This window comes from Paenibacillus cisolokensis, assembly GCF_018403665.1.
Lineage (GTDB): Bacteria > Bacillota > Bacilli > Paenibacillales > Paenibacillaceae > Paenibacillus_AH > Paenibacillus_AH cisolokensis.
Genome location: NZ_BOVJ01000020.1, coordinates 1 through 26,732, shown reverse-complemented (window position 1 = coordinate 26,732; position 26,732 = coordinate 1). Strand labels below are relative to the sequence as shown.

Here is a 26,732-nt window from a genome sequence, read left to right as displayed (position 1 = left end):
GGAAGGCGATACGCTTGAAACGCTTAAGGTAGAAAACAATCTGCACGGTGCCTCGCATCTGCGCGACCGCATCGTGTTTGGTGTTGCCTTTTTCCCTGAGTCATCGCGTTTTGGGCCAAAATAATTTCCAATTTTCACGAATCAGGGACTTGACATATTACCACTGGACTTATCTACCGATTGCAAACCATTTAATCATAAACGTGCCGCCGCCGGTATAGTTATAGAACTGACGAAGCCAAGCTCCAAACCTGTCGCGGTATGTGCATATAACAGAAGAATTAGCTTGCTGATCACTTGTCTCGATCGCCCCAAAAACAGCATATGCGTTGGATGTAAATGCAATAGGGTATGTTATAGTAACATTCGTATTGGCTGGTGGTTTATCAACTAGACCCCATTGCAAGATCAATCCACTAGCAAGCTTTTGGTATCCGCTCGATACGATGTTTGCGGCATTATTCCCAGCATGCCATACATCATAAACTGACGACCCTGACCGAAAACGAAGCCAATCTTCGTGTAATCGCAATTCCGCCACGAAATTACCGGAAGTATCCAATTTAGCCAATGCGGCGGCATCATAGGATGCGGTATATGAGAATATCGCCCGCCGCAAACCATCTTTCCAAGCTTCAAATTGTGGGTTGTTGGCACCTGTACGACGGCTGCGTATAATGTCATCCACATTTAAAGCATTATTCAGTACTGCGTCACTTGAAGTCATTGTCAGGCGCGTCTCTATCGACGTCCCATTTGATGCATATTTGCGAATTTCTACATTACTATCACCGACTGTAAAGAGTCCACGACGTACTCCACCGACTTGCATGTCTACTTCTGCATTTGTTCCCATGTTTGCGTTTGCTCGCAAACCAGCCCATGCCCCAGACGAGTAAAGTTTGTTTGAACTACTATCCCTCCTCGCGAGTTCTGTCCATCCAAGCCATCCGTTTGGCCCATCATGATAATTGACCCAAGTGATATTTTGATAATCCACTCCTAAAACATATCCGAAAAGGTTGCCGGAACCTGTTGTAAAAAAGCATGCCCTCGGGTCGATCTTGGAGGACCGTTTACTGCCCCGCTGATAACGTAGAACGTGTGCATACCTTGTCCGAGAGCTATCAATTCCGCTAGAAAGTCTCTGGATGGGTCAGTTATTGATAACTTAGGGCCGCCATTGTCCTGCGTGATTTTTGTACGTTGCGCCGAATCTATCTTTGCCTGCACCGCGTCGACCTCGGCCTTCCGCGCCACATCATCGCTTGCTGCCGGGGCGGCAAACTTGGCTCGACCATTCGCATCTCGCTGAACGATTCGATTTGCCGTTGCTGCGCTGGTTGCGCCGTGTGCCCCATTCGTTATTGCAGTGTGCGCGTCAAGATCAGTCTTCCGCGCCACATGATTGGCGTCCGTCGGCGTGCCGACCTTAAATTGCCCAGCTGCATCTCGCTGCACGATCCGGTTCGGCGTCGCCGCATCCGTCGCACCGTGTACGAGCGTCGCGTTTTTGTGGTTGTCGAGAGATTCCGCCATGTCATTGATTTCTTGTCCGATTTGGTTCATGTCCTCCGGCATGACCGAATCGTTCAAATTCCAATCCGTTTTCGCCATTCCTCATACCTCCTTCACTTCGACCGTCTGCAGCATCATCGTGTCCGATGCGATCGGCACGTTGACCTCGTGGGACGACAGCACCTTGTTCGCACTGTCCTTCAACTCGATCAATGTAATAAGCGGCACGTCCGACACCGGCACAAGGTAGTTCAGCGCCAGGACGTTGTCGGTAACCTGCTTGACTTCGAACTCCGCAATTTCGTAATTGCCGTTTAAAACGACCTTCGCAACCCGTCCGCCTACATATTCAGCCAAATCATGCAACAAATGCTCTGCAATCACGTTACGACCACCTCCGGTCCCAAACTTGCGAACGGCTTCTCGCCCAGCTTCCAGCTGCCGTCCAGTTTATAATTCCACGCAACGTCCCGCCGGGAAATGCGCTCCTCCAACCCGATCGTCCCTTTAATTGAGGTGTTTTGCTGATAAATCAGGTTGGCCGGCTTGATGGTCTCGATGGTATGGATCACTTCCCGGAACACATTGGCGTTTTCAATATTGGCGGTTACGGTCAACACGAAGCTGCGGACATCGACGGATACGACCGTCATGCCCGGTCCGACCAGCGCGTCGAGCTGCTGCTGCAAGTAATGGAGCGTAAACGGCGGTTTCGTCCGGTAGCGGTTCAGAACGCGTTTCTTGCGAAACGCCAACGACTCGGTCTGCGGATCGGCTTGTATGCCTAGCATTTGCTCCCGCCGTTTGATCGCCTGCAGCCCCGATGACGTTACAAATTGATCCAGAAGCAGCCCCTCGACCGCCGCCTGCGCATCCTTCACTTCGGCATCCTGCGTACGGGACAGCTCCGCAAAATCGAGAATATCCAGCAGGAACGGCGGCCAATGCTTGCCAATGGTATTCGTATCAGACATGGACCGTCACCGCCCCCATTGCCGGAATCTCCTCTTCCCCTAGCGTCACGTTGCCCGCTGCGCCGTTGATCGTCGTTCCCGCCACGTCGATCACGCCCGGCACGGTCAAGATCGCCGCCTCGATCAAAGCGACGCGTACGATAAGCCGCTCCTGTTCCGCCCATTCTTTTCGAAGGCCGAGAAGATACGCTTCTACGACTTCTTCAATCGGCTCTTGCACCTGTCCGGGCATAACGCCGCTATCGAGCGTGACGGTCGCAGCCACATCGATCGTGACGCTCGCCGCCCCCGCAATCGTGACCTTGTGGCCGATGGGGGCGGTGCCGAAGCCCGTCCCGCCGACATCAGGATCGATAACGCGCTGCACCTCTTCGACCAAAGACGGAGACGGGACGCCCCAGTCGGATGCGACAATCGTGCATTTGACCGTGCCGCCGCCCTGCCAAGCCGGAAACACTTTGGTGCCGCCTACGCCGTTCAAGGCGTTCACTTTCCGGATATAATCCGCAATGTTGCCGCCGAAAGCCGGCTCATTGACCGACGCATAGTACCGCTGTCTAAGCGATTCGTCCGATTCTTCATCCTCGCCGGGAACGATAATATCGGTCAGTTCTGCGCGGGCCAGTCCGGATATATAGTCGATCGGAAGCAAAGGGCCGAACAACTGGTTGCCGATCGTGCCGGCCTGTTCGCATTCCAGTTCGTAGACGCCCGCGGCGATTTTCCCGATCGCGACGTAATCGATGTCCCCAATGGAAAACCGGCTGCCGATCGGCACGTCGCAAGGGTTGCCCGCACTGTCCCGGAACGTCCCCCGGCGTCTCGCTTTCGTTGCCGGCGTCCGGTTGACGCCGAATTCGGCGCAGCGACGGGTCAAATATTCTCCGCTCGCCGTATCGGCAAACGACAAGTTCCGGTTAATGTCCAATTCCGCATACATGCCGGCCAGTTCCCAGGCGGCAGGCGCACATGCATTATAGATAACGGAACCTTCCCGCTTGTCGACGTTGTCGGGCACCCGATCCAGCATCCTCTGCAATATCGCTTCGTACGTTTGATGCTCATACATTGGCGTTCACCTCCTGTTCCATCTGAAAGTTCCCGAAAGTCGTATGGACCGTAAAACGTATCCGCAAGCCGTCCCCGGCCGTCTCGACTTCCACGTCCTCGATGCCGATAATACGGTCGTCCGGTTCCAGCGCCTCCCGAATCATCCGGGCTGCATCGGATCGGACGGAAGGCGAATGGGAGCCGACAAGTCCCGACAGCTCGCTGCCGTAATCGTACGAATAAATAAGATGCCGATAGCGATCCGTTCGCAGCGCCATATAAACGGCTTGCTGCATGGCCTGCAACCCGTCGGCCATACCGGCGATTCGTCCCGCCTCAAAATCCAGATGCCAGGTTCGGGACGTCTCTTCCGTTTCTTCGAGCGGACCTTGAATGATGCCGCCTTCCGGTATCATGTATCCCTCACCCGCCCCATCACCACATATTGCTGACCGCCTTGCACGCGAATCAATGCGACTTTATCTCCGGCCTGCAAACCGGGCCTGACCGTGTACAGGCTGCCGTTGATCTCGATCGTCAGTTCTTCCGTCGCATCCGTTACAATGAGAAATTCGGACGTCAGCGAAAACCGCTGATCCACGAACACCTCAAGCGGCTCCGTGCGGGTCACCGTGCCGATATGGACCGGATTTCCCGCTTCCACCGCTTGCGCTCCGGCTTGCTTGATGATGTCGATCATTCTCATATCATCTTCAACTCCAATGACATCGTATGGTCGGTTCCGTCGAAATCATGGGTACAGGCGTCGACCAGAAACGGCTGGTTCAGGCCGAGCTCCCGGATCAGAATACGCACATAGCTGCCCGCCCTGATCCGCAAATCGCCGAGCGCCTCGATCTTGAGCGACTTCGTCTCCCGATTTTCAGCTTCGCCAACGTATCGAGCAGCTTCTGAATCTGGGCGGCGTTTTGCTTCTCGTCCACCGACTGGTAAAGCTGCAGGATCCCCCAGCGGGCCATGTTGGCGCTGTCCCGGGCGACGTACAGGTCCCGCTTGCCGGTCTCCCGGTTGTCCTGGTACAGCACAATTTTGTTGTATGTGTCCTGATCGATCGACGTTTTAAAGCTGTAGCCGTGCATCAGACTGCCTTCCCCGATGTAGAAGTCGACAAGCATATCCTCCACATTGCGGAGCGTCAGCCGGCCGAAATCGTCGTACAGGACAAAGTTCAAGCCTTTGTTGATCAGCGTCAGATCAAGCGTTTTATAGATAATGTCGAGCAGCTTCTTCCCGTCTTCCACCAGCGTCGGGATGCTGTACACCGTATCCGCGATATACCCGAGCGACAGCTTGAAATCTTTGGCGATCCGTCTGACGACGTCGGACGCTTTGACATTGGTCAGCACATACGTATCGGATGCATGCAAATAGCGGATCTGGTCATAGGCTTTCATTTTCACCGTCTCGTCCGCCCCGCTTTCGATCGCAAAGATGTAACCGTAAAAGACATTCCGGCCGTCCTTGCGCACCCGGACGATGTCGCCGTTCCGATAGACAAAAGCATCGTTATCCGCAAAACGGGGCTTTACAAGCGTAAAGTCGAGGCTGCCGGGACCGCCGATCCGGGTCGTTTTCCATTGCACGCCGCCGACGATGTCGGAAATGTCCCATACATTTCCGTTTTTATTGTCGAGCAGCACTTCAAGCATCGGCTTTCACCCCCGCGGGAAGCTTGATGACTTTTCCGACAGGAAGCCGCCGGATCTCCGCGTCGGATATCCGGTTTAACTTTTGCAACTCCGGCCACCTGGCGCCCGATCCCAGAAACCGTTTGGCGATGCCCCACAACGTGTCGCCCGCAACCATCGTGTACGTCTTGGGAATTTGCCTGTCGTTCGCCCTGCCCTTCTTGCCCTTCTTCATCTCGGAACCGTCGGCCGTGACAACGACCCGGCGCGGGCCGTAATGTCTGTACTTCTTGAGCTTCAGCGTATACGCGATGTCCCCCGAACCGGCCGTTTCTTTCCACTCGAACGACTCGATGCTGGCCAGCGTATTGATCTCGAAGCCGGCGCTCGTCAATACGAAAAGAATCGGCTGGTTCGTTCGCATCCAGCGATTGATCGTCTCGACATATCGGGCCGGAGGCATCAGATCTTTCACCGTGACAAACGGATAGGGCTGCGCCGGAAAATGCCGCCGAACTGGTACTCCGTCAGCTTGACATCCTTGATGACATTAATTTGCCCGAGCCCCGCCACCTGATAGGTTTTCCCCTCGTTTCCTTCCGACACTTCGATGGAGGACGGCATGAGAGGCATGGTGAGCGTTTCTTTCCCATTGTTGAAGGACAGCTTCACTTCGTAGCTCATGTCGCATATACCCCCTCGGCAGACGCGGCGAATTCCTCTTCCAGCATCGTCCGAATGCGGGCGACGAACGTTTTTCGTCGCTGCCGCTGTTGATGTCCCCGGTTTGAACGTTGACCGTCGGCGTCAGCGTGACGAAGTTTTGAATGTTTTTCATCTCGGCCAGCTCGCGCATCATTTTCAGATCTTCGCTGGAAATGTCGACGGTCTCGTTAATCCGGCCGACCTCGTTCACCCGGTTCATATCCGGCATTTTGCCGCCGGCAGGAACAGCCGCGGCCGCGGCCGGTCCCGGGGTCGGAACCGCATCGGCGCCTTGCGCCCATTTGTTCGAAGCCTTGCCCGCTTCGAGCAGGGAATCGGGCAAGGAGTTCGCAGGTAATTGGTCTTGGTATGACTCCAGCTTTTCTTTCAACTTCTGCTGGTCCGCCGCTGTTTCCAAAGCCGTTTTATCCTTCGCGGAGTCTGCCATTGCGCTTCCGGACTCAGCCGCTTCTTTGGCGGAGGAATCCACATCGATGTTAATACCAGGAATTTTATTTATAAAGGAAATAAACTCCTTTACTCTATCGACTATAGATTTCCATATCCGCTTAAATCCGGCGGCAAAATTTTCCTGGGTCTGTCCAAACCTGACAAACGCGAAAATAAGTCCGAAAATTAGCGATGTAATGAGAACAATAGGATTCGCCCTCATCACCATATTCAGAACGGACTGGGCCAATGTCACGCCCCGGATCAGCGCTGCCAACGTCCCGACGGCCGCCGCTATGCCCCAAACGACATACTCAATGTTCGGCCAACTGGTGCTGATGACGTTGTAAAGCCATATTGCCGTCATCGCCATCACACTGATCAGCTGTATGCCCCAGGTCAAGCCGGCCGCCAGTCCGTCAAAAAACGGCTGGAACCTTCCGGACTCGAACGTCGCGATCAACATATCCAAAAGCGGCGTAAAAGCTTGCAGAGCCGTCATCCCCGACTGGATCAGACCTTCGTGGAAAGCGAGCGTCACCTGATTCCATTTTGCCGCAGGGGAGTCCATCATCGTCGCGAGCGCTTCCTCCGTCATGTTTTTCGCATTAAGCAGCTGATTCATGCCCTCGATAAACGCCGACATATCCCCTTGCTGCCCGGCCTTGTCGACTCCGCTGCCCGTCACCAACTCTTCGCCGATCTCGAACTGTCCGGTTAGGGCGCTGTAGTCGCCTGTAAGCGCATCTTTCATCGCGGCGGCCGCGCCTTCCAGCCCTGCCTTCGGATTGAGCTTGGACAACCGAATCGCCAGCTTGTTCAGTTCGCTCAATTCGGCAGGATTTGTGGTAGCGGACATAAAGGCCATGCTTGCGGAAACCGCAGCATTCGGGTCTTGTCCGTACCGGATCGCCTGCTTGCGCGACTGGTCGTAAATGGCCTTCCCGAGTTTCGGATTGCCGGCCTTCGCAATAACGGCGTTCAGCGCCTCCTGCTCTTTCATCGCCGCGCCGATCGTGGACGAGACAAGCTGCACGGCCCCCTCGACCTTCAGGAAAGATGAAGCGAGATGTTTCACCTTCCTTAAAAATTGGACGGATTTGCGGTCGGTTTCTTCTAATTTTTGGTTTACTTTTTCTTGCGCCTGATTCATTTCCGCTTGTTCATGAATGGTATTATTGAAGGTCTTGTTGATCGAGTCCGACGTCATTTGGTCAGCATCAAGCGCTTTATTGGATACGTCGGTGGACATGCTGTTGTTTAGAACATCCGCGGCGTTCATTTGCGAATCTCTGGACATCCGTACAAAAAATCTTTTCAGCGATTTCGGTAAGATCGATTTGGCCGTTGCGATGGGTATCACCCTCTTTCCGGTTAAAATCAAAAAGCGTCCGAGCAAATCGGACGCTTTTCGTTAAAATCGTAAAATATTTCGCCATCGTTAACCGCATAAACCTTTTAACCGGTCCATTATTTGCGCTTCGCTTTTTCATGCTTTTCCGTTCCGCCTTCAGGCGAACGTCGATGCAAGCGATGACGAAAGCCCGCTCCTCCCGGGACATTCCGGCGAATTGGCCCGGAAGGATATGCAGCTTATGGAGGGCATAGTAAGCGTAATTCGCCTCCGGATCGCCCTCCTCAATCAGTTTTTGCTTCATCGATCAGCTCGTTCATATCGCGGTCGAAGCCGCTCAGCCGCTGAATCTGATTGACCAGTTCGGCGATCTCGCCGGCCAGCAGCACCTTGTTCAAATATTCCTCCGGCGTTGCGCAGCCGAGCTTCTCGATGCTCGCCGCATTTCTGAAATCGGGTACGACTGTCTGATTAATGACAATGGCGCTGTTGAACCTCTCGACATCGAGTTCAAATTGCCGGCCTTTCTTCAGCCTCATCGAACGTTTGCGGATATCGTCGAATTCCTTGCTCGTCATCGCCCGGATCTTGAATTTCAGAACGTTGCCGTCCCGATCCTTGAACCGTTCGGAGATCACGACTTCCTCTGTCAAATTGTCAATCGGATTCGAGTTAAGAAACTCCTGCAGCGTGCTCATCGATATCCCCTCTCCTTCGTTATACGCCTCTCAGTGTATTGAAACTCTCAAGTACCTCGTAGCCGTCGAACGTGAACGCCATTTCCTCTTCCAGCTGATCCTCGCTCGCCGCGTCGAATCGGGCCGCGATTACGCTGTCGAGATTGCAGTTTTTCAACGTTACGATTTGCTTGCCCGTTCCCGATTGCGGGTCTTCGTTCGTGACTTGCAGATCGAAATAGAAATCCCGGCCCGTTTCGATATATTGGGCCATCAGCTCGCGGAACAGGGACGTGACGTAGTAGACGGTCAGCGTTCCGCTGCCCGACCAGCCGGCGGCTTTTTTGCCGATACTCGTCTTGCCCAGCACCGGCACGTCGGATTTGCTCTTCTCGATCGTCGCTTCCAATGACTTGGCGTAGAACAGCTCTTCCACCCGGCCGTTGATTTTTGCCGTAGCTTTGGCCATTTTGCCGCTTATGGCGTCGGTTTCGCGAAAAACATGCGCGTTCACTCCTTATTGGACCGTAACGGTCATATAAATTTTTCAATCGAATCCACCGGCTGCACCCATTGATTGACGATGACGGCATCGCCATTCTCCCCGGGCAGCACCTCAAGATCGGTTTGGGGATCGAAGTTCTGCACCGCCCCGATATTTTGATATTGCTTCGTCAGTCCGATCAGCTCCGACTTGAACAAATTCCGTCCGTCGTCGTTGTTCGGCACTTTGCCAATATAAGAGCGGCTGAATGCTTTCATATAATCGTTCGCAAGTCCGTCCAGGACGCGAATGACCCGGTTTTTGCCGAACGGCTTCGTTTTCGTCGGGGTAAACGTGTGCAGCGTGTTGATATCCTGCTCGACGACAGCCTGTCCGTCCATGGCCGTGAACAGAAATTCGCCGGCCTGCAGCGCGGCGGCAATCTCGGCATTCGTATATTTCGGCGCCGCGTCGACCGCGCCGTCGTAGGCCGTATAAGTCAGCGACTGGTTTGCCGCCGCCGCCGCCGTTGCGCCGGCCGTCCAGGCGGTCGCCTGCGCCGCCGTCAGCGTCGTGCCGTCCGCCAGCACAACGCCGTTCTTGACGCTGATGACGCCTTCGTAATCGGCTTGCGGATAGTTTTCCAGGACGACCTGAAGCTTCTTGCCTTCTTCGTCCCGAAGCCGCTTGACGAACGACACGAACAGACTTTTGACCGCTTCGTCGTTCGCCGGCAAGCCGATCGTATGGACGTCGTGCACTTCGATCGCCGCCAGATAGTCCGCATAGTCTTGTACCGTAACGTCACCATCCTCGCCGCCCGTAAGCGGCAGGCCGGCCGTCTCCGTCAGTTCGCCTGCGCCGTCGAACGCCACCCAATCGTTAGGCTGAAGCTCCTCGATCGCCGCCGCCGTCTGGACATCGACCTCCCGGCCGGCGACAAGCGTCTTGACTTCGAATTTGCCGCTTTCGTCGATATGGCTCCGAATGATGATCGAAATGTCGTTTCCGCGCAAGCCGCCATAGCGGGCCGTAACGTGAAGGTCGCCCAGCGTGGCCGACGCGGCGGTGCCGGTATTCAGGCGGTACAACAGCAGCGTCCGCGCCCGTTTCAGCGCCTCCCGCACCAGCAGCAGCTTCGGATCGGCGATGCCGTATCCGAGTGTATTGAACGGATCGGCGCCCGCCTCCACCTTGACGACCGTACGGGCCGGCCCCCAGGAAAGCGCAAGCGGCAGCGACACGATGCCGCGCTCGCCCAGCGCGCCGAGCGGCTGGCGTTCCCCCTGAAAGTTAACGTAGACGCCGGGCCGCACTTTGTTCTGCGTGCTCCATTTTCCTCCCGCCATGTTACTCCACCTTCCTCTTCTTAAAATCTTGGATTCGTTTTTCGGCTTCTTTCAACGTGTACATTTTGCCGTCCTCGAGAGCGGCGGCCGCAATATCCTTTTCGACCCCTTGACGCCGCTTGGACGACATGAACTGTTCTTTGCCAAATGTTTTTTTCTCGCTCATTTGACGTTCCCTCCCTGCTTCAACGTTTGCATCGTCGGGTCATTGTGCGCCGGCCGCCATACATGCATGCCGTATTCCGCATAAAAGCGAAGCATGCCGCCGGCGATTTCGAAGCGCATCTTGGCGCCGCGCACCGGCCGTTCCCCGACCGCGATCCATTCCAGCGCATCCGTCAGCCGCTCGGCCGCCGCGTTCATATCGTCTTGGCTGCCGCTTGAAGGATAATACTGGATGGCTACGATATGCCTGCGCATATAACGTCTGCCCTGCTCATGCGTATGCGCCGCCTCCAGCAGCCGCATCGCGATGCAAGGCGGCGACGCGCCTTCCCCGATCTCTCCGACCACGACCGGAATATCCGGAAAAGCGTGAACAAGTCCGGCGAGGACGCCGTTCTGCACATCCTGGAATGTGATGCTTGCCAATTCGCCACCCCTTTCCTGCTCGAATCTCCTCTTTGCCGTACGCACCGTTACACAGCCATCTTCCCATCCGCCGTTATGCAATCGGCACCATCAGCGCTTCACCTCCCAACCCCCGCGACCGTTCCGTAACGGCATGCCGTTCGTCGGCTGTCCGGGGAACGAAAAAAGCGGCCTTTCCCCGAATGGAGAAGACCGCTTTCGTCGTCTTCGATATTTTTGGTACGATACCATCATAACACGGAAAAACGGGCCTTGGTACGACTGCTTTGCGACTCGAATGCGACATCGTTGCGACATTACGGCGACATCGACGCCAGCTTGCGGTATTCGGCTATCGCCTTCGGCTGCCAACGTTCGAATGTGCGGCGCACGACGCCGAGCTGCTCGGCCACCTCGCCGGCCTGCATGTCCTCAATATACCGCAGCCTTAACAGCTTCGCATATTCCGGCTTATAGGAAGCAAGGGCGTCCAGCACATCGTCCACTTGCTTCACCTTCGCCTGCAAATCCTGCAGTTCGGCCAGCCTGTCCAGCAAGGCGTCGATGCCAGTCTTCTCCTCCCCCCGGGCTTCGATGATCTTCTCGATCTTGCTCCGGATTTCCCGGAGCTTGCGTTCGTCGTCGGGATCTTCGGCATGCGCCGGAATGGCGGCCAGCTGCGCCCGCGTACCTGCGGGGCGGCTCGTCAGATAGGCATGGGCTGTCGCCTCCAGCTCCTGCTCCCGCTTGGTCAAATACATATACGACGGCATTTTGCGAAGCTGTCTGTGCAGCTCTTGCAATTGATCGTCTTCGCCAAACCGGCTTACCTTGATGCCGTCTCCCGCCGAGCAGTTTTCCAGCAGCCTGATCCTCGCCACCATCCGCTTGTAATTCGATAATTGCTCAATCACTTGCTGATCCGTCATCATTCGTCACCCCATGATCGTCATTTTCACATTCGTTTTACTCGCGTCAATCCACCTAAAGTAGACACCCATCTGCGCGAATGCGGAAATGTTTGCCTCTTCACCCTAAAATTATCGTTGTTTGCTCATAATATTCTACCAAAAGTAGATTGTCAATCGTCAAAATTTCACCTTTCGGTTGATTTATTCCCGATATCCGTTATAATCTACTTAAAATAGATTGGAGTGATCGTATGGGCGCCGGCGAAAATATTAAAAAGCTGCGCAACAGATACGGGTTAAGTCAACAGGAGCTGGCGGAAATTGCCGGCGTCACGAATAAAGCCGTATCCGCATGGGAGAATGGGCACAAGGAGCCGCGGATGGGCACGATCGAGAAAATCGCGAACCATTTCGGATTGAGAAAGAGCAGCCTGATCGAAGACGGCGGCATGGATGCCGAATGGGCTGCCAGCTCGGCCTCCGCTCCCTCCTGGGCTTCGTCCCGGGACAAACGGGATTTCAAGCGGATGCTCGAGGAAGATGCGCCGGTCATGTTCGACGGCGTGCCGCTTGACGATGAGGACAAGGAAAAGGTTTTGAAGGTTATGGAAGCGATCTTCTGGGACGCGAAGAAGAAGAACAAGAGGAAACCAATCAACGAATAGCGGAGGGCTGGAATGGATGAACTAATCCGTAAACTCATCCGCAAATACAAAACGAACGATCCATTCGAACTTGCGGGTTGCCTGAATATTACCGTCTGGTTTTGCGATCTCGGACGAAACACACGCGGGATGTATTATCGCAAGCTGCGCCGCCGCTACATTGTCATTCATGAAAATCTGGACGAACGCTGGCAACGCTTCGTATGCGCTCACGAGCTCGCCCACGACCGCCTGCATCCCGGCTTCAGCCGCTTCTGGCTGGACGAGCAATCGTTCTTTCACCCCGGCAAATTCGAGCGCCAGGCCAACAAATTCGCCATCCGGCTGCTGACCGCCGGCGACAGGCTGAGGCTTCACGAATCCGTTGCCGATTTTCTGAAGCGCAACGACATTCCCGAAGAGATGGTCAAATTTTATATGTAACGATTCCGTGCTAACAAGCTCCCGGGCAGATGAAAACCGGGAGCTTGTGTCGTATCATTGGCCTTACTTAATATAGACGCTGCCGAACGGCAATATTTCGCGCAGCAGCCGTTTGATGAAGCCGTCGTCCGCGAGCTTGTCCTCCAACTGCTTGTCCGGCGAACCGGTCTGGATCAGAACGGCCCCCGAACCTCTGATCTCCCATTGCACGTTCATATGTTGGCTCGCCAGCGAATTGCCGTAAACCGAAAGCCGGATCGACGCGTCCTCGGGGTATGCGATTAACGCTGTCCGGTCGACGAACAACGGCTGTACCGGGTCCAATTGCACGCTCGTCATGCCGCCGACGGTGAGAATGCCGAGCTTGCCGGGACCGTTGAATTGCATCCGTACCCATTCGCGCGTAATCCAGACCGTCTTCCATTTCAAAATTTTGCTCTTGAACGTCATCCCGTCGGTGAAAAACGCCACATGCCGAAAATCGAACAACAAACTGCTCCGTTCGGGAATGTCGAGCACCTCAAGCGAAAAGCCGGCAGGCAGGCCCAGCACGAACATCGACGGCCCTTGCAGCCGCGAGCGAATCCATTTCTTCTTGCGGTACGCTCCTCCCAGGTCCATAAAGCGGTCCTCCCGGTTGCGAGGCGAGCCCTGGTACGCAATAATCGACTTTGAGTGCAGCACATGCACGGCTTCGTCCGCCTCCAGCGCAACCCGGGCATGTCCGATCGGCGACGGTGCCGTAACGATCATGGCAGCAGCGCCTCATTCCGTTCTCTTCCCTGCCTGCGCCAAACGGTATACCGCCATATCCGAACCGACAGCGCATAGGCGAGCAGCAGCAAGACGGCGGCGGCTCCTGTCCACAGCGCTTTGCGGATGAACGCTTTGCGTTCTTGCTCCATCTGTTCCATACGCTCGACCAATTGCCGGTTTTCTTCCTGCAGCGTTTTGTTCTCCTGCCGGTAGCTGTCGTTAATGCTCTGCAATTGCTCCTGCCGGTCAAGCAGCTCCTCGATGCGCTGAAGCGATTGCTCCAGCTGCTGGCGCTGCGTCTCCAGCTGGCTTTCCAGCTGCTGCGTCGTCTCCTGGTAATATTGTTCGAGGCTTTCCACCTTTTCCGGCGCCTGATATATATCTTTGATGCGATCGATGACGCCGGCTTCCGCCGTACGAACGGCGGCGGGAAACAGGAATAAGGCCATAACCGCAATCAATAGCCGTTTTCCCGGTTTCATGACAGATCACCCGCTTCGAATAGCTCTCTGGTTACCATTTCTAGGAATACTACTATTATTCTATCATGTTTTGTCATCCGCTGTCGAAAAAACAATATTGGCGCGATATGTTTCGTACTGCCCTTGCAGCAGCCATTGACAGACTGGATGTCGGCCGGCTATAATTTCATTATTAGATAATTTTCTAAATATATTTTGAAGCGAGGAGTCAGGTGCCGCATGTCTTTGAATGATACGTTTAAAGCGTTGGCCGACCCTACCCGCCGCAAAATACTCGATTTGCTGAAGGACGGCGACCTTACGGCCGGGCAAATCGCGGAGCACTTCGATATGACCAAACCGAGCATTTCGAATCACTTGAACATTCTGAAGCACGCGGGTCTCGTCTGGGATGAACGGAAAGGGCAAACGATTGTGTACTCGCTGAATACGACGGTGTTCCAGGATGTTATGAAGTGGCTGATCGATCTGCAACAATCGAAAGGATGATGCGTGATGAGAAAATGGACTTTCCCTCTTCTGTCGGCCGTTGCGGCAACGGTCGTCAGCCTGACTGTTTATGCCGACTTGCCGGAACGGATGGCGCTTCACTTCTCCCGGTCGGGATCACCCGACAACTGGGTCGGCAAACCGTTCGGCGCTTTCGCATTGCCGGTTCTCATCCTGCTCCTGTCTGCGCTGATCATATTCTCGGTCAAGCTGGAGAAGGACGAGAACAAGCGGCGCCGTACCGAGGCTTCGATCGGCGCCATAGCCGCCGTCGTTTCGGCCGTGCTTCTTGCCGTTCATCTGTTCATCGTCGCCTACAATCTCGGATACGACTTGAGCGCCGCACATTTTGCCGTCGTCATCGTCGGCATCCTCTTCATTCTGATGGGCAACATGGCGCCGCGTTTGACGCAAGGGCCGCTGCAGTGGCCGAAGCTTCCCGAGCACATTATGCGCAAGGCATTCCGCTTTCAGGGCCGGGTCATGCTTGTGCTCGGGTTCGCATTCATCCTGCTTGCATGGCTGCCCCAAAGCTATATTTTGCCCGCTTTTTCGGACTGATCGTCCTGTTCATCCTTATTACGGGCGGCAGCATCATGTTTTTCGCACGCGCGCGGTGATTCGCGCTATTGACAGAAAAGACACCTGATACGGTGTCTTTTTTATTTCGATGACGATACGGCCATCCTTTCCATCGCCGCGTTCCGTCATCCTTTGACGTTCAACGTGCGCAGCCGGTTAAGCGCCGCCGCCAGCTCGTATTTTCGCGGCAGCGCCAAATCGCCGGGATGGCCGTCGTAAGGGGAAACGGCTTCGAGCCCCTGCTCCCCGACGGCCGCATACAGCCGGTCCACCATCTCGCGCAGCGTCGTGCGGCCGTCCGCATAGGTTTTCGCCAGCGCCGTCAGCATACAGGCAATCGCGCGCGTCTGACTCGGATCGACGAGCTGCTCCACCAGGTCGAGGGCGATTTCATGCGTACCGTAGACGATTTTGGACAATCCCTTGGCATCCGCCTTCTCCCGCTTCCCGCGCGTAGCGTCGAAGCTGCCGGGCAGCACGACCCGCGGCGTCACATCGCCGAAGCTGTCGCCCCCTTCCGGCTTTCGCCCGTCATCCAGTTGGCGGGCAATCCGCTTCGCCTCTTCGGTCACGTCGACAGGCTCATATTCATCCAGCATCAGAACCGTGTCCGCCGCATGAAAATAGTCGCCCGACCCGCCGAGCACGAGGATGGTGGATACCCGATGCTGTTCATACAGCTTCCGCACTTTGTCGACGAACGGCGTAATCGGTTCTTTCCGCTTCGCCACCAGCGCCTGCATGCGGGCGTCGCGAATCATAAAGTTGGTCGCGCTCGTATCCTCGTCGATCAGCAGCAGCTTGGTTCCCATCTCCAGCGCCTCCATAATGTTGGCCGCCTGAGAGGTGCTGCCGCTTGCGTCCTCCGTGGAAAACCGCCGCGTATCTTTGCCGAAAGGGAGATTCGAGATGAAAGGCGATATGTTCACCTTCTCGACCCGCCGTCCGTCCTCGGCCCTGATCTTGCATGCCGAATCGTCCGTAATGACATATTCCCTGCCGTCTCCGGGAATGTGGTTGTATACGCCTCTTTCGATCGCCTTGAGCAGCGTGCTCTTCCCGTGATACCCTCCGCCGACGATCAGCGTCACGCCGTTTCGAATCGCCATGCCGCGGATCGGCTCCCGGTGTGGGAGCGGAATCTCGACCTCCAGCGAGGCGGGCGAGCGGAACGGCACCGCTTCCCGGCCTTGCATCGGACGGTCGCTGATGCCGCTTTCTCTCGGCAGAACCGAGCCGTTCGCCACGAACGCGGCGTATCCGCGGGCCTGCAGGAAAGCGCGTATCGCCTCCTGCTGATCGGCCAGCTCCCAGTGCGCCCTGAGCCGCGTCCGGTCATACCGGAACAGCGCTTGCCGCAGAATGGCCGGCACGCTTTCGCACAGCATCCGCGCCGCTTCCTGGCCGAGCACCGTTCGGCCGGCCGCAGGCAGTCCGACCGAAAGCCGCACCTCGATTCCGTGCTCCTCCACTTTGACAGCGGTCCGCGGCAGCACTTCCTGGCCCGGGCGGTCGACCGCGATCATGCCGCTTTTGCCGTGTCCGACCGGACGAATCCCGTAACGGCGAATCGAATCGGCGATGCTGCGGGCGAAGAAATCTTCCACCGCAATCCGGCGGCAGCGCGTGCGCAGCCATTCCGGATCGGCCGCCGTCTCCTTTCCACCGAATGCGACGCGTATCCGGGACGGCGCGGCAAAAGGGTCCGCCTGTACATGATCGATGTGCAGAACGAACCCGTCGCCGGCATAGGAGCCGGCAATGTCCCGGTACGCTTTGTATCCTTTACCGTCAATGCGCTGCAATATTTGTTTCAATCTTTCCATTGTCCGTTCACCTGCACGCTCCGACCTTTCAACGTTCCGTTGTCGGGACCATCGTTTTCAAAATCAAAGTATAATTGTACCGTCGAACGGCTCGTTTGTCTAATCGACCCCTCGACCAAAACGGGCGTGCGCTTAGCCTCCGATGCCGATCAGCATAATCCCCGCGGCAATGACGGCGGAAGAGGCGATGCGCCGGATACCCTGCTGTTCCTTGAGCACCACGATACCGAGCAGCGTTCCGAATACGGTGCCGATTTCGCGGATCGGCGATATGTATCCGACAGGGGCGAGCCGCATCGCGAAGAGAAACAATAAGTACGACAGGGGCGAAAGCAGCGAACCGAGCAACACGATTTTCCAGCCGTTCGTCCATTCCCGCTTGATCTCCCCGGAACGCAAAACGGCCGGCGTCAGCGCCAGTACGAAGCCGAGATTGGATATCCCGAGCAACGCGACGGGCGAAATCGCGCCCACGTTAATTTTGTCGGCCAATACATAGCCGGTTATGAACAGACCGACACCGAAAGCCAGCAATACCGGCTTGAGCGTCATTCCGCTTGCGCCGCGCCGCAGCGACCAGCCGCTCATGACGGCAAAACCGGCAAACAGACAGGCGAGTCCGACCCATCCCGTGAATGATAACGACTCGTCGAACAACGTCATGCCGAGAAGCGGAATGAGCAGCGTCGGCGTCCCGCGCATAATCGGATACACTTGCGACATGTCGCCATGGCGGTAGGTAGCCGACAGAAGCAGCGCGTATCCGCCTTGCATGGCCATCGATACGGCAAGGAAGACGTACCCCCGAACCGGCAACGGCGTGCCGGCGAGCTCCGCAACCGAATACGGCAGCAGCGCAACGGTCGAAACGAGCATGATCAGCCATAAAAACACGCTTTTGTTGCCGCTTTGCTTCGCGAACAAATTCCATACGGCATGCAAAAAGCCGGAACAGAGCACCAGAAGCACCGCGATCGCAACCACATGATCCTCTCCATCAAGGGAATTAAGCAGTTTCAATATATCACGGAAATGCACACAAATACAACTATTCGTTATTAAATCAACATTGCATAATTCTTCGCATAAACCTGTGCATTATCCTCTTTGCAAGCACCGATACGATTCACCGATAATACGAAAACGATAACCGATAATGCAACCGAAATGCAAAAAGGACACCTCTAGCGAGATGTCCTTTCAGCAGCCTTTTGCAGTAAATCGTTCGCGATTTGTTTAAACTGAATTCCGTTGGTGCTCTCGATCTTGGCGATCCAGTCCGGGCGAATGGTGGACGCACCGCTGAATGCGCCGCACAATGACCCTACGATCGCGCCGTTCGTGTCCGCATCGTCGCCGATATTGATGACCGATACGATACCGTCGGCCACATCTCCTTCTGCGGCGTAAAATACGCCGAGCGAAAGCGGAACCGATTCGTAGCACTTCATGCCCGCTCCGATATAAGCGTACAAAGTCTCGCATATTTCCTGGAGCGGCTTATGCCGCAGTTTATCCACCAATTCGACCGCCAAGCGAATTCTCGCCGCGATGGAAGGCGCCGGTTGATCGAATCCGAGCTGTTCGCCTTTCTCCGCGCCGGCGATGGCCGCCATCATGACGTCGATCGGCTTGCAGTCTCCCTTCACCGCTGTGGAAATCGCCGCGGCAACGGCGCAAGCGGAGGCAACGCCGGCCCGGCTTCCATGGGACGGAAGCGCGGACGCTGCCGCTTCCTCGATCGCCTTCGGCAAGTTGCCGTGGTAAAAATGCCGATTGGCCCGACCCGCATGGCCGCTCCGTTGGTATCTCCGTTCTTCCCGGCTTCAATATAATCGCCGCCGGAAAGGATCGTCTCCAGAAATTTGCGGGTGCTGGGCCCGATTACCGTCGATTCCAGCATCTTATGCCGCCGGGCCCACTCTCTCATCTTCTCGACGAACGATTCCGTGTCAAATCGTCCTTCTTCGATCAGGACGGAGGAAACGATCAGGCTTTCCTGCGTGTCATCCGTAATCCCGCCTGCCTCGACCGAGCTGTGCGCGGTTTGCTCCGCATCGGGACTTACAAAATCCGTAATCCTTCCGTAAATTCTTTTGATCTGGGAAGGCGGCATAAAAGAAGCGGGCATCCCCATCGCATCGCCTATCGCGGTCGCGATCAAGCTTCCGTAAGCCCTGTCCAGCAACGAGTCGTTTCTCTCCATAATTTATCTCACCTTGCTTTCTCCATCATGTCCGTCACGTCTTGCAATGTAAATCGACCATGCGGGCCCATGATCGTCGTTGTGATCGCACCGCATGCGCTGGCCATTTTAACGGAAGTCCTCAGGTCGTGTCCTTTGGACAACCCGTACAGAAGCCCTCCGGCAAAGCTGTCTCCCGCCCCCGTCGAATCGATGCTGTTCACCGGGTAAGGCGGAACGGTAAAGTAAGCGCCGTCGGTCCACACTTCTACCCCTTGGCTTCCTTTCTTCAATACGATATACAGAATCCCGCGCTCCCAATATCCGGAGAAATCCCGACGATTCCACCCGAGCTTCCGTTCGAGCAGCTCCAATTCGCTCTCGTTCGGGATGATCAGATCGGCAAGCCCCAGCACAGCAAGCAACGTATCCTCCGAAATCGAGCCGGCAAGCGGCCCGGGATCGAACACCACAAAGGCTCCCGCTTCTTTCAGCTTCTTTAACTGCCGGACAATTTCGCGGTCATATTCCGGATCGAGCAAATAATAGCCGGTTACGTAAACATGGGATACCCGCCCGCACAGGTCGTCGTCGATCATGCCGGATTGAAACTCCGCTTCGCACCCTTTGTACGTCAGGAACGTTCTTTCCCCGTCCTTCTCGACAACGGAAATGCAATAGCCGGAATTCCGCTGCTCCGCATACCGGATCGCAAGCTCGGAAAATTGCCGCTGCTTCAAATACTCCCTGATTTTGCGCCCCCATGCGTCGTCGCCGACCGTCGAGACGATATGCGGCGTCATGCCAAGATTTTGCAAGGTCGAGCCGACGTTGATCGCGCAGCCGCCGACACGGAAAAAGAATCGGTCATCAGGGCGTCTCCGCCTCTTTCCGGGTAACGGTCGACCAGCACATACTGATCCACGATTATGCCGCCGAAAATGACGATTTCCGTTTTGTCCGCCATCGCATAAACCTCACTCCGTTAATATGGTTTGGTTTTCAGCACTCCAATGCAGACATACCTCGTCACCTTGGCGGAATGCGCGGGCATCGGCATCGTTCTGCTGCTGCACTTTCAATTCATGCCCCATCACTTCGACCAAATAGGTGGACAAGCTGCCGACATATGTGATGAATTTGATCGTTCCTTTCACGCCGGTATTTGCGGAATCATCTTGCGTAAGACGAATCCGTTCCGGCCGAATCGACAGAATCAACGGCTTTCCATTTTGGACGCGGGAATCGGAAGGCTCGACCGGCACGACAAGCTTCCCGCCGCTGTCAAGCTGGAACACCGCTTTATCCCCGGACTTCTCCAGCACGGTTCCTTTCAGGAAATTCGAATGTCCGATAAATCCGGCCACGAACGTATTGACCGGCTTCTCGTAGATCTCCTGCGGGGAACCGATTTGTACGATTTTCCCTTCTTTCATAACCGCTATGCGGTCCGACAGCGTCATCGCTTCTTCCTGGTCATGCGTTACGAAAACCGTCGTAATGCCGACCTCTTTTTGAATCATTCGCAGCTCGATCTGCATGGCGGTTCGCAAATTTTGTCGAGCGCGCTCAAGCTTTCATCCAGCAAAAGCAGCGACGGTTTGATGACCAGCGCCCGCGCCAGGGCGACACGCTGCTGCTGACCCCCGGAAAGCTGTTTCTGTTTTCGGTTCTCGTATCCGGTCAACCGGACCATCTCGAGCGCTTTCGCCACTTCCTTCCGGATATCCGATCTGGACATTTTGCGTTGTTCCAGCCCGTAAGCGACATTCTGCGCCACCGTCATATGCGGGAACAAAGCGTAGCTTTGAAACACCATGCCTACGTTTCTTTTGTATGCGGGCAGCCGATCGATCACTTTGCCGTCTATGGAAATTGTACCCTCATCCTGCCGCTCGAATCCGGCCACAATCCGCATCGTCGTCGTTTTACCGCATCCGGACGGGCCGAGCAGGGAAAGGAAGGCGCCTTTTTCGACTTCGATGTCGATATGGTCGAGCACCTGGTTCCCATGGAACGATTTCGATAAATTTTTAATCTCCAGATAAGCCATGGCAACCCCCTACTTAAAAATGTATTTCAGCGAAGTTCTCATAATAAAGAAAATGATGACGAGCACGCTCGCGGTTGCGGCCAGCAGTATGGTCGATACCGCATTAATTTCCGGCGTAAAACCGAACTTGATGGAGGAATAAATCTCGATCGGCAGCGTACTGGAGCCGCTCGGAATGAGAAAGTATGAAATAATGAAATTATCGAAAGAAATGACGAACGAGAGAAATCCTCCCGCCAGCATAGCCGGAAACAGCAAAGGCAGCGTAATCCGGAAAGCGGTTGTCCATTCGTTCGCGCCCAAGCTGGCCGACGCTTCGTTGATGGTGAGATCCAGGCTTTGCAGCCTCGCTCTGATGACCAGCACAGCATAGGGAAGCGAAACGACGACATGCCCGATCAGCAAAACAGGATAGTTCTTGTCGAGCCCGAGTGCGCTGAGCAGCAGCAAAAGGGACAAGCCGAGAATAAGCCATGGAATGGTGAGCGGCACGATGACGAGCGAATTGATCCATTCCTTGAGCTTCGAGTTGGTCTGGACAACCCACAGCATCAGCATCGTGGCCAGCACGACGCAGATGAAGCCCGTCGCAGCCGCGATATACACGCTGTTCAAGGCCGCTCCGATCAGCGTGTCGTTGCCGGCCAGATCCTTGTACCAGCGCATGCTGAATTCAATAGGCAGCGCGTTGTACCTTGAGGCGTTGAACGACATCAACATAAGCACGAGAATCGGGGCGTACAGAAACAGCATAATGAGGGATGCGTAAGTCCATCCGAGCACTTTTTTCACCATTTTTTACGCCTCCTCTTTCGAAAACCGGGAGAGCACGGCCATGCAAATGAGAACGATGATCAGCAAAATAAACGAAATTGCCGCTCCGAAATTCCATCCGTAAATTTCAAAGAACTGATCCTCGATGACCATGCCGATGACCGAGCCTTTCGTTCCGCCCAAAATGCGGGGTTCGACAAATACCCCCAGGCAAGGAACAAAGACCAGGATGCACCCGGAGATGATACCGGGCTTGCTCAGCGGCAGGACGATGCGCCGGAAAGTGGTAAAAGGCCCGGCTTTCAGGCTTTTCGACGCTTCGATCAACGCGTTGTCCACCTTCTCCAGCGACATGTAGATCGTGATGACCATATACGGGAAGAAAATATGGACCAAAGCGATCACGACCGCATACTGGGTAAACATCAGTCCTAACGGCTCCGGGCCAATCAAGTGCAGCTTGCGGAGCACGATTTCCAAAATCCCGCCTTCCCGAAGCAGGTTTTGCCAGGAATAAGCCCGTACCAGCTGACTGGACCAAAAAGGGATGATGATGGCCATCAGCAGCAGATTTTTCCGCCGCTGATGATCTTGACCATCACATACGCCATCGGATAACCGATCAACAAACAAATCAGGGTGACGTAGAAGCTCAGTTGAATCGTCTTCCACGTCAGTTTCAAATAAAAGCCCTTCTGAAAGAAGTCCAAATAATTTTGAAGGGTAAAATGGCCGGCGGCTCCGTCGCTCAGGAAGCTGAAATAGACCATAATAAAGAGCGGAACCACGCAAAAGGACAGAAGCAGGAACGCCGCCGGACTCATCAGCCAAATCTTTTTATTCAAGCGAGGTCACTCCTTAACTGCGCATTAATGCGCCTTCACTTCCTGCCACAGTTCGTTCCATTGTTTTTTGACCTCGTCGCTCCGGTAGGAAATGAATTTCAATTTGTCGATCGACGATTCGTCCAATCCCATCTCTTTAATGAACTCGGGATCCAGGTTGGCGCTCGCTTCACTGTTGACCGGAGCGGGGCCGCCTTTATTGACCCATGCTTCCTGGAACTTGCGGTCGATCATGTAATCGATGAACTTATGGGCCAGATCCACGTTTTCGGAGCCTTTGACGATCGCCCAGTTATCGACCCATCCGATCGCGCCCTCTTTCGGGATGACATATTTGATGTTTTGCCCTTCTTTTTTCATCGCGGCGGTTTGACCGCTCCACATCAAGCCGATATCGATCATATTTCCGGCATAAAGCTTGGAGAATTCGTCCCCGGTTTTCCAGTATGTCAGGTTATACCCCTTTTGTTCGATCAGCTTTTGCTTGATCGCTTCCAGATCGGAAGGCGCGTTCGGATCCTGGCCAAGCGCAAGAGCCGCTATCATGACCGCATCGTTGAAATCGTCCCGAAACGCGATTCTCCCTTTATACTTCTCGTCCCAGAACACTTGAACGGAATCGATCGGGTCTTTGACTTTGTCCGGATTGTAAGCGATAGCCGTCGAACCCCAAACCCACGGCACGGCGTAAACCTTGCCGTCCTTTACGTTCTCGGGGAGATGTTTGAACGGCTCGTAAATTTTGTCATAGTTGCTCAGCTTGGAGGTATCGATCTCTTCCAGCAAGTTTTCTTCGATCGCAACGGGAAGAATCGATGCGTTGGGCAGAATGACATCCAGACTTCCGGCACTGCTCGTTCTGACTTTTGTCAGCAATTCTTCTTCGGAAGCCATATATTGATGTTCGATCTCCACGTTGTACGTCTCTTCGAATTCTTTGATCAGCTCGGGATCATTGGAGCCGTAGTCTTTCCAGTTTACGACTGTCAGCGTTTTCTTTTTTCGTTCGGCACAGCCGCGTTTTCTTCTCCGTCAGAAGCTTTTCCGCAAGCGCTTACAGCCGTCAGAATCAATATAAGAGCAATCGCCGCCGATATCTTTTTCATGTTTCTGATCATCTCCTTAATCGATTGATGAACCGGATTCAGTTCATATTGGTCATAATTTTAAACTCGACATGCGGACCGTAAACGACCTTGACCTTTTCGATTTCCGTGTTGTTCTGGTCGAATACGACCCCTTCCGCCTTTAAGAGCGATGTTTCGTTCTTATCGACCTGCAAAATTTCCTTGATCTTGTCATTGACCTCCTCGGGTGACAATGTAATTTCCGTGCGTCCCGGGTAAATGCGATAGTCATTCCGCAGCACGTTGTACAGGGATTCTTTTCCGAAGTCGTAGCGCTCCAGTCCGGGAAACAAGGAAACGGGAAGATAGGACGTGTCGACCGTCAGGTACAACACCCCGGTATCTTTTTTGACCCCGCGCGCCCTGACCAGCTTGAAGTACGCTTTGCCGCCCATATTGACCGTCGTTTGTTCCAATACTTCGGATACCGCGACTTCGTTGCGGCTTTTCAAATAATCCGTAAATCCGCCGAAATTCCAAATGCTGTACTTTAGCGGATTTAACCGGACAAACGTGCCTTTCCCGCGAATCTGTTCCACCAGGCCTTCGGTCACCAGCATGGAAATGGCCTTCCGTACCGTTCCCCGGGTAGTCTGGAACATCTTCATCATTTCCGATTCGGAAGGAATGGCTTCGCCTTGCTTGTACTCCCCATTCAAAATTTTTTCTCTGATAATTCTTTGAAGTTGGATATAGAGTGGAGCGAAATCATTCTTGTCGAGTATGATGCTCACCTCCCAACCGATTATACAGTTATATAGTTGTCCACTTATGTGTACAAGTTGATTGTAACAGATTCCCATCTGGACCGCAAGCACTAAGTAAAATTACCTAATCGAATCGGATGCGAGACTATTTTCATAAAAAAAAGCGTTCCCTCTTCCCAGGGAACGCTTCAAAATGGACTGCACGGTCGGCTGTTGCCGCTGTTAGCGGCTGACGATTTCGATGCCGTGCTGCCGGTAGGCTTCGACGATGCCCGGATCGATTTTCGAATCGGTAATGAACAGGTCCACTTCCGCATAGTCGCAAACCTTCAGCAGCGAAACGGCGCCGAACTTGCTGCTGTCCGCCAGAACGATCGTCCGTTTCGCGATTTTCATCAGCTTCTTCTTCAGCTGCACTTCGCCGATCCCGTAGTCGGTCACGCCCTGCTCCGGCGTCAGCCCGCTCATATTCATAAAGAACGTATCCACATGAAACTGCTCCACGAACGTTTCCGCCAGTTCGCCGACGACACATTGCTCCTGGTTGCGGATGACGCCCCCGGCGAAAATGATCGTATAATTCGGCATGCTCACCAGTTCATTCGCGATCGGCAGCGAATTCGTCAGCACGGTGAGCCGCTCCACCCGTTTCTTCAACGCTCTGGCAAACGCCGTATTCGTCGTGCCGATCTCAAGCGCGATCGATTGCCCTTCTTCCACATAGCGGACGGCCGTCTCCGCCAATTCCCGCTTCCGGTCGGCAAATTGCGTTTCCCGCACCGTAAAGGGCAGCTCCCGGGTATAGTCGATTTCGGCCGGAATCGCGCCGCCATGAACCCGTTTCAGACAGCCCATCCTCTCCAGGTAATCCAAATCGCGCCGGATCGTTTCCACGGAAACGCCGAACAGCTTGATCAGCTCGGCCGTTTTGACCGATTGCTCCCGGTTCAGTTTCTGCAGTATGGTCTGGTGCCGCTGCTCCGCAAACAAAATGGCCGGTCCCCTTCCTCTTACCTCGAGCTCCAACTTTATAACGATTATATCACGAAACCGGATGCGAACAGCTCTGTCGTGGCTACGCAGAAGTATGCGAATCCGATCAATGCCAATGCAAAACAACCGATCCCAATCGGGTCGGTTGTTTTGCAATCTCCAAGGGATACGGCTACCCTTGATTTTTCAGCATTTCTTGCAAGAAAGTGGGCAAAGCAAAGCACTGGCGCAGTATTTCCTCATTGGCATACCGCGCCTTCTTGTCGAAGCGGATGCTCTCCGGAGCGGGAAGCGCGCGTTTCGAGCCGATAGTGAAGCTCCACAGCCCTCCCGGATAAGTAGGAACGACGGTCGTATACAGTTTGCGGTGGGGGAATAATCGGCCGATCCGTTCATACGATTTCAGCATGACGTCCGCATGAAAAATCGGCGATTGGCTCTGGCAAACCATCAAACCGTCTTCTTTCAATGCCCGGTGCACATTTTGATAAAAATCGAATTCGAACAGCTGCTTCGCGGGTCCGACCGGGTCGGAAGAATCGACAATAATGACGTCATATTCGGCCGCGGCCTGCTGCACGAACTTCACGCCATCCTCATAATGATACCGTACGCGGGGATCGGACAAGCCCCCCGATACTTCCGGCATGTAACGTTTGCTCGCCCGGACGACGGCCTCGTCGATTTCCACCAGATCGATGCGTTCGACCCGTTCGTATTTCGCAGCTTCGTTCGCAGCGCCGCAATCGCCGCCTCCGATGATAAGCACGTTTCGAGGATGAGGATGAACGGACAGCGGGACATGAGCAATCATCTCATTATATATATAACCGTCCATCGAAGTCGTCTGCACGACCCCGTCCAGTACGAGCATAGGGCCGAAATCATGCGAGTCCAACACCATCACATGCTGGTAAGGACTCGTTTCTTCGTGCAGAATGTCCTTGATCCGGTAGCTGATTTTCAAATGATCCCTTTCATCCTCGGTCAACCACAGCGTTCCCTGTGAATTTTCAATATACTTTGGCGACCGTACCATTTTCAACCTCCCGATTTGTATTATCGTCTAAGACACAAACATTATACCAAAGATTATCCCGATTTTTCCCGCAAAGATCGAGTAGGAGGGGGCGG

At 54.6% G+C, this 26,732-nt stretch carries 34 protein-coding genes and 3 pseudogenes; 4 read left to right on the top strand and 33 right to left on the bottom strand.

Annotated features, from left to right (window positions below; all coding sequences use genetic code 11):
* Positions 1–169 precede the first annotated feature (169 nt).
* The 17 genes and pseudogenes from PACILC2_RS03185 to PACILC2_RS03110 form a co-directional block, all read right to left on the bottom strand.
* On the bottom strand, positions 170–1,000 hold the full coding sequence (locus tag PACILC2_RS03185; RefSeq protein WP_213527435.1) for a gp53-like domain-containing protein: 831 nt from the start codon (positions 998–1,000) through the stop codon (positions 170–172).
* 2 nt (positions 1,001–1,002) lie between these two features.
* Positions 1,003–1,617, bottom strand: coding sequence for an XkdV family phage structural protein (locus PACILC2_RS03180; protein WP_213527433.1), 615 nt, complete (start codon positions 1,615–1,617; stop codon positions 1,003–1,005).
* Positions 1,618–1,620: 3 nt separating this feature from the next.
* Positions 1,621–1,902: a ketopantoate hydroxymethyltransferase gene (locus PACILC2_RS03175; protein ID WP_213527431.1), complete on the bottom strand. Its 282-nt coding sequence runs from the start codon at positions 1,900–1,902 to the stop codon at positions 1,621–1,623.
* Entirely contained in the window at positions 1,899–2,492 is a 594-nt protein-coding gene (locus PACILC2_RS03170; RefSeq protein WP_213527429.1) for a putative phage tail protein, read from the bottom strand. Before PACILC2_RS03170 ends, PACILC2_RS03175 begins: the two co-directional genes overlap by 4 nt.
* A complete protein-coding gene (locus tag PACILC2_RS03165; protein ID WP_213527427.1) occupies positions 2,485–3,561 on the bottom strand; it encodes a baseplate J/gp47 family protein in 1,077 nt (358 codons plus the stop codon). Before PACILC2_RS03165 ends, PACILC2_RS03170 begins: the two co-directional genes overlap by 8 nt.
* Positions 3,554–3,958 (bottom strand): DUF2634 domain-containing protein, encoded by a 405-nt coding sequence (locus PACILC2_RS03160; RefSeq protein ID WP_062489179.1) that lies wholly within the window; start codon positions 3,956–3,958, stop codon positions 3,554–3,556. Before PACILC2_RS03160 ends, PACILC2_RS03165 begins: the two co-directional genes overlap by 8 nt.
* Entirely contained in the window at positions 3,955–4,248 is a 294-nt protein-coding gene (locus PACILC2_RS03155; protein WP_244863196.1) for a DUF2577 domain-containing protein, read from the bottom strand. Before PACILC2_RS03155 ends, PACILC2_RS03160 begins: the two co-directional genes overlap by 4 nt.
* Positions 4,245–5,212: pseudogene (locus tag PACILC2_RS03150) on the bottom strand (XkdQ/YqbQ family protein). The gene PACILC2_RS03155 and the pseudogene PACILC2_RS03150 overlap by 4 nt, the downstream one beginning before the upstream one ends.
* A complete protein-coding gene (locus PACILC2_RS03145; RefSeq protein WP_244863195.1) occupies positions 5,205–5,654 on the bottom strand; it encodes a LysM peptidoglycan-binding domain-containing protein in 450 nt (149 codons plus the stop codon). Before PACILC2_RS03145 ends, PACILC2_RS03150 begins: the two are co-directional and overlap by 8 nt.
* Before the next feature lie 87 nt (positions 5,655–5,741).
* The gene (locus PACILC2_RS26270) at positions 5,742–7,628 is read right to left on the bottom strand and encodes a hypothetical protein (RefSeq protein WP_244863194.1); all 1,887 of its coding nucleotides are present in this window, start codon (positions 7,626–7,628) and stop codon (positions 5,742–5,744) included.
* Positions 7,576–8,004: a hypothetical protein gene (locus tag PACILC2_RS03140; RefSeq protein WP_213527425.1), complete on the bottom strand. Its 429-nt coding sequence runs from the start codon at positions 8,002–8,004 to the stop codon at positions 7,576–7,578. The genes PACILC2_RS26270 and PACILC2_RS03140 overlap by 53 nt, the downstream gene beginning before the upstream one ends.
* Positions 7,985–8,398, bottom strand: coding sequence for a phage tail assembly chaperone (locus tag PACILC2_RS03135; protein WP_213527423.1), 414 nt, complete (start codon positions 8,396–8,398; stop codon positions 7,985–7,987). The genes PACILC2_RS03140 and PACILC2_RS03135 overlap by 20 nt, the downstream gene beginning before the upstream one ends.
* A 19-nt stretch (positions 8,399–8,417) precedes the next feature.
* A complete protein-coding gene (locus PACILC2_RS03130) occupies positions 8,418–8,891 on the bottom strand; it encodes a phage tail tube protein (RefSeq protein WP_280515260.1) in 474 nt (157 codons plus the stop codon).
* A 20-nt stretch (positions 8,892–8,911) separates the two neighbouring features.
* Positions 8,912–10,210, bottom strand: coding sequence for a phage tail sheath family protein (locus tag PACILC2_RS03125; protein ID WP_213527421.1), 1,299 nt, complete (start codon positions 10,208–10,210; stop codon positions 8,912–8,914).
* A 1-nt stretch (position 10,211) separates the two neighbouring features.
* Entirely contained in the window at positions 10,212–10,376 is a 165-nt protein-coding gene (locus PACILC2_RS03120; protein WP_160327742.1) for a YqzN/YkzM domain-containing protein, read from the bottom strand.
* Positions 10,373–10,801: a phage tail terminator family protein gene (locus tag PACILC2_RS03115; RefSeq protein ID WP_062489194.1), complete on the bottom strand. Its 429-nt coding sequence runs from the start codon at positions 10,799–10,801 to the stop codon at positions 10,373–10,375. Before PACILC2_RS03115 ends, PACILC2_RS03120 begins: the two co-directional genes overlap by 4 nt.
* A 296-nt stretch (positions 10,802–11,097) precedes the next feature.
* The gene (locus tag PACILC2_RS03110; RefSeq protein WP_244863193.1) at positions 11,098–11,712 is read right to left on the bottom strand and encodes an ECF-type sigma factor; all 615 of its coding nucleotides are present in this window, start codon (positions 11,710–11,712) and stop codon (positions 11,098–11,100) included.
* A gap of 230 nt (positions 11,713–11,942) precedes the next feature.
* Between PACILC2_RS03110 and PACILC2_RS03105 the strand changes: the two genes are divergently transcribed.
* Together PACILC2_RS03105 and PACILC2_RS03100 are read left to right on the top strand one after the other, a co-directional pair.
* Complete coding sequence (locus tag PACILC2_RS03105) at positions 11,943–12,356, top strand: helix-turn-helix domain-containing protein (RefSeq protein WP_213527419.1); 414 nt, start codon at positions 11,943–11,945, stop codon at positions 12,354–12,356.
* 12 nt (positions 12,357–12,368) lie between these two features.
* Positions 12,369–12,779: an ImmA/IrrE family metallo-endopeptidase gene (locus PACILC2_RS03100; protein WP_062489198.1), complete on the top strand. Its 411-nt coding sequence runs from the start codon at positions 12,369–12,371 to the stop codon at positions 12,777–12,779.
* A 63-nt stretch (positions 12,780–12,842) separates the two neighbouring features.
* On the opposite strand, the gene PACILC2_RS03095 is transcribed toward PACILC2_RS03100, so the two are convergent.
* Both PACILC2_RS03095 and PACILC2_RS03090 read right to left on the bottom strand, forming a co-directional pair.
* Positions 12,843–13,532: an AIM24 family protein gene (locus PACILC2_RS03095; RefSeq protein ID WP_213527417.1), complete on the bottom strand. Its 690-nt coding sequence runs from the start codon at positions 13,530–13,532 to the stop codon at positions 12,843–12,845.
* Positions 13,529–14,017, bottom strand: a complete 489-nt coding sequence (locus PACILC2_RS03090; protein ID WP_062489202.1) for a hypothetical protein — start codon at positions 14,015–14,017, stop codon at positions 13,529–13,531. The genes PACILC2_RS03095 and PACILC2_RS03090 overlap by 4 nt, the downstream gene beginning before the upstream one ends.
* 219 nt (positions 14,018–14,236) lie before the next feature.
* Here PACILC2_RS03090 and PACILC2_RS03085 point away from each other — a divergent pair, with 219 nt between their 5' ends.
* Together PACILC2_RS03085 and PACILC2_RS29140 are read left to right on the top strand one after the other, a co-directional pair.
* Positions 14,237–14,506, top strand: coding sequence for an autorepressor SdpR family transcription factor (locus tag PACILC2_RS03085; RefSeq protein WP_062489204.1), 270 nt, complete (start codon positions 14,237–14,239; stop codon positions 14,504–14,506).
* A gap of 6 nt (positions 14,507–14,512) precedes the next feature.
* Positions 14,513–14,623 (top strand): annotated as a pseudogene (locus PACILC2_RS29140) (hypothetical protein); the annotation flags it as partial.
* Between the two features lie 590 nt (positions 14,624–15,213).
* On the opposite strand, the gene PACILC2_RS03075 reads toward PACILC2_RS29140, so the two are convergent.
* The 14 genes and pseudogenes from PACILC2_RS03075 to speE form a co-directional block, all read right to left on the bottom strand.
* Positions 15,214–16,914 carry an ABC-ATPase domain-containing protein gene (locus PACILC2_RS03075; protein WP_213527412.1) on the bottom strand — a complete coding sequence of 567 codons (1,701 nt, stop codon included), beginning with the start codon at positions 16,912–16,914 and terminating at the stop codon, positions 15,214–15,216.
* Positions 16,915–17,046: 132 nt separating this feature from the next.
* Entirely contained in the window at positions 17,047–17,898 is an 852-nt protein-coding gene (locus PACILC2_RS03070; protein ID WP_213527410.1) for an EamA family transporter, read from the bottom strand.
* Positions 17,899–18,098: 200 nt separating this feature from the next.
* Positions 18,099–19,051, bottom strand: a pseudogene (locus PACILC2_RS26265) (ADP-ribosylglycohydrolase family protein).
* A 77-nt stretch (positions 19,052–19,128) separates the two neighbouring features.
* The gene (locus tag PACILC2_RS03055) at positions 19,129–19,917 is read right to left on the bottom strand and encodes a carbohydrate kinase family protein (RefSeq protein WP_244863192.1); all 789 of its coding nucleotides are present in this window, start codon (positions 19,915–19,917) and stop codon (positions 19,129–19,131) included.
* The gene (locus PACILC2_RS03050; protein ID WP_213527404.1) at positions 19,899–20,066 is read right to left on the bottom strand and encodes a hypothetical protein; all 168 of its coding nucleotides are present in this window, start codon (positions 20,064–20,066) and stop codon (positions 19,899–19,901) included. The genes PACILC2_RS03055 and PACILC2_RS03050 overlap by 19 nt, the downstream gene beginning before the upstream one ends.
* A 10-nt stretch (positions 20,067–20,076) precedes the next feature.
* Positions 20,077–20,622 (bottom strand): ABC transporter ATP-binding protein, encoded by a 546-nt coding sequence (locus PACILC2_RS03045; RefSeq protein ID WP_213527402.1) that lies wholly within the window; start codon positions 20,620–20,622, stop codon positions 20,077–20,079.
* Positions 20,619–21,152: an ABC transporter ATP-binding protein gene (locus PACILC2_RS03040; protein ID WP_213527400.1), complete on the bottom strand. Its 534-nt coding sequence runs from the start codon at positions 21,150–21,152 to the stop codon at positions 20,619–20,621. Before PACILC2_RS03040 ends, PACILC2_RS03045 begins: the two co-directional genes overlap by 4 nt.
* A gap of 9 nt (positions 21,153–21,161) precedes the next feature.
* Complete coding sequence (locus PACILC2_RS03035; protein ID WP_062489218.1) at positions 21,162–21,947, bottom strand: ABC transporter permease; 786 nt, start codon at positions 21,945–21,947, stop codon at positions 21,162–21,164.
* A gap of 3 nt (positions 21,948–21,950) precedes the next feature.
* Positions 21,951–22,397, bottom strand: coding sequence for an ABC transporter permease (locus PACILC2_RS03030; RefSeq protein WP_244863198.1), 447 nt, complete (start codon positions 22,395–22,397; stop codon positions 21,951–21,953).
* Between the two features lie 89 nt (positions 22,398–22,486).
* Positions 22,487–22,771 carry an ABC transporter permease family protein gene (locus PACILC2_RS03025; protein ID WP_213527396.1) on the bottom strand — a complete coding sequence of 95 codons (285 nt, stop codon included), beginning with the start codon at positions 22,769–22,771 and terminating at the stop codon, positions 22,487–22,489.
* A gap of 24 nt (positions 22,772–22,795) precedes the next feature.
* Positions 22,796–23,761: an ABC transporter substrate-binding protein gene (locus PACILC2_RS03020; RefSeq protein ID WP_213527439.1), complete on the bottom strand. Its 966-nt coding sequence runs from the start codon at positions 23,759–23,761 to the stop codon at positions 22,796–22,798.
* Between the two features lie 154 nt (positions 23,762–23,915).
* On the bottom strand, positions 23,916–24,701 hold the full coding sequence (locus PACILC2_RS03015) for a GntR family transcriptional regulator (protein ID WP_280515259.1): 786 nt from the start codon (positions 24,699–24,701) through the stop codon (positions 23,916–23,918).
* 126 nt (positions 24,702–24,827) lie between these two features.
* Positions 24,828–25,595, bottom strand: coding sequence for a DeoR/GlpR family DNA-binding transcription regulator (locus tag PACILC2_RS03010; protein ID WP_062489223.1), 768 nt, complete (start codon positions 25,593–25,595; stop codon positions 24,828–24,830).
* 175 nt (positions 25,596–25,770) lie between these two features.
* Positions 25,771–26,637, bottom strand: a complete 867-nt coding sequence (speE, locus tag PACILC2_RS03005) for a polyamine aminopropyltransferase (protein WP_062489241.1) — start codon at positions 26,635–26,637, stop codon at positions 25,771–25,773.
* Positions 26,638–26,732: the final 95 nt, after the last annotated feature.

Excerpts from the sequence above, each read along its gene's own strand:
- PACILC2_RS03040 (WP_213527400.1), bottom strand. The coding sequence starts at position 21,152 with ATGGCTTATCTGGAGATTAAAAATTTATCGAAATCGTTCCATGGGAAC.
- PACILC2_RS03015 (WP_280515259.1), bottom strand. The coding sequence starts at position 24,701 with ATGGGAATCTGTTACAATCAACTTGTACACATAAGTGGACAACTATAT.
- PACILC2_RS03160 (WP_062489179.1), bottom strand. The coding sequence starts at position 3,958 with ATGATACCGGAAGGCGGCATCATTCAAGGTCCGCTCGAAGAAACGGAA.
- PACILC2_RS03155 (WP_244863196.1), bottom strand. The coding sequence starts at position 4,248 with ATGAGAATGATCGACATCATCAAGCAAGCCGGAGCGCAAGCGGTGGAA.
- PACILC2_RS26270 (WP_244863194.1), bottom strand. The coding sequence starts at position 7,628 with ATGAACGCCGCGGATGTTCTAAACAACAGCATGTCCACCGACGTATCC.
- PACILC2_RS03090 (WP_062489202.1), bottom strand. The coding sequence starts at position 14,017 with ATGAAACCGGGAAAACGGCTATTGATTGCGGTTATGGCCTTATTCCTG.
- PACILC2_RS03125 (WP_213527421.1), bottom strand. The coding sequence starts at position 10,210 with ATGGCGGGAGGAAAATGGAGCACGCAGAACAAAGTGCGGCCCGGCGTC.
- PACILC2_RS03085 (WP_062489204.1), top strand. The coding sequence starts at position 14,237 with ATGTCTTTGAATGATACGTTTAAAGCGTTGGCCGACCCTACCCGCCGC.
- PACILC2_RS03165 (WP_213527427.1), bottom strand. The coding sequence starts at position 3,561 with ATGTATGAGCATCAAACGTACGAAGCGATATTGCAGAGGATGCTGGAT.
- PACILC2_RS03045 (WP_213527402.1), bottom strand. The coding sequence starts at position 20,622 with ATGATTCAAAAAGAGGTCGGCATTACGACGGTTTTCGTAACGCATGAC.
- PACILC2_RS03135 (WP_213527423.1), bottom strand. The coding sequence starts at position 8,398 with ATGAGCACGCTGCAGGAGTTTCTTAACTCGAATCCGATTGACAATTTG.
- PACILC2_RS03180 (WP_213527433.1), bottom strand. The coding sequence starts at position 1,617 with ATGGCGAAAACGGATTGGAATTTGAACGATTCGGTCATGCCGGAGGAC.
- PACILC2_RS03105 (WP_213527419.1), top strand. The coding sequence starts at position 11,943 with ATGGGCGCCGGCGAAAATATTAAAAAGCTGCGCAACAGATACGGGTTA.
- PACILC2_RS03140 (WP_213527425.1), bottom strand. The coding sequence starts at position 8,004 with ATGAAGCAAAAACTGATTGAGGAGGGCGATCCGGAGGCGAATTACGCT.
- PACILC2_RS03095 (WP_213527417.1), bottom strand. The coding sequence starts at position 13,532 with ATGATCGTTACGGCACCGTCGCCGATCGGACATGCCCGGGTTGCGCTG.
- PACILC2_RS03145 (WP_244863195.1), bottom strand. The coding sequence starts at position 5,654 with ATGCCTCCGGCCCGATATGTCGAGACGATCAATCGCTGGATGCGAACG.
- speE (WP_062489241.1), bottom strand. The coding sequence starts at position 26,637 with ATGGTACGGTCGCCAAAGTATATTGAAAATTCACAGGGAACGCTGTGG.
- PACILC2_RS03100 (WP_062489198.1), top strand. The coding sequence starts at position 12,369 with ATGGATGAACTAATCCGTAAACTCATCCGCAAATACAAAACGAACGAT.
- PACILC2_RS03110 (WP_244863193.1), bottom strand. The coding sequence starts at position 11,712 with ATGATGACGGATCAGCAAGTGATTGAGCAATTATCGAATTACAAGCGG.
- PACILC2_RS03170 (WP_213527429.1), bottom strand. The coding sequence starts at position 2,492 with ATGTCTGATACGAATACCATTGGCAAGCATTGGCCGCCGTTCCTGCTG.
- PACILC2_RS03050 (WP_213527404.1), bottom strand. The coding sequence starts at position 20,066 with ATGGCGGACAAAACGGAAATCGTCATTTTCGGCGGCATAATCGTGGAT.
- PACILC2_RS03120 (WP_160327742.1), bottom strand. The coding sequence starts at position 10,376 with ATGAGCGAGAAAAAAACATTTGGCAAAGAACAGTTCATGTCGTCCAAG.
- PACILC2_RS03035 (WP_062489218.1), bottom strand. The coding sequence starts at position 21,947 with ATGGTGAAAAAAGTGCTCGGATGGACTTACGCATCCCTCATTATGCTG.
- PACILC2_RS03075 (WP_213527412.1), bottom strand. The coding sequence starts at position 16,914 with ATGGAAAGATTGAAACAAATATTGCAGCGCATTGACGGTAAAGGATAC.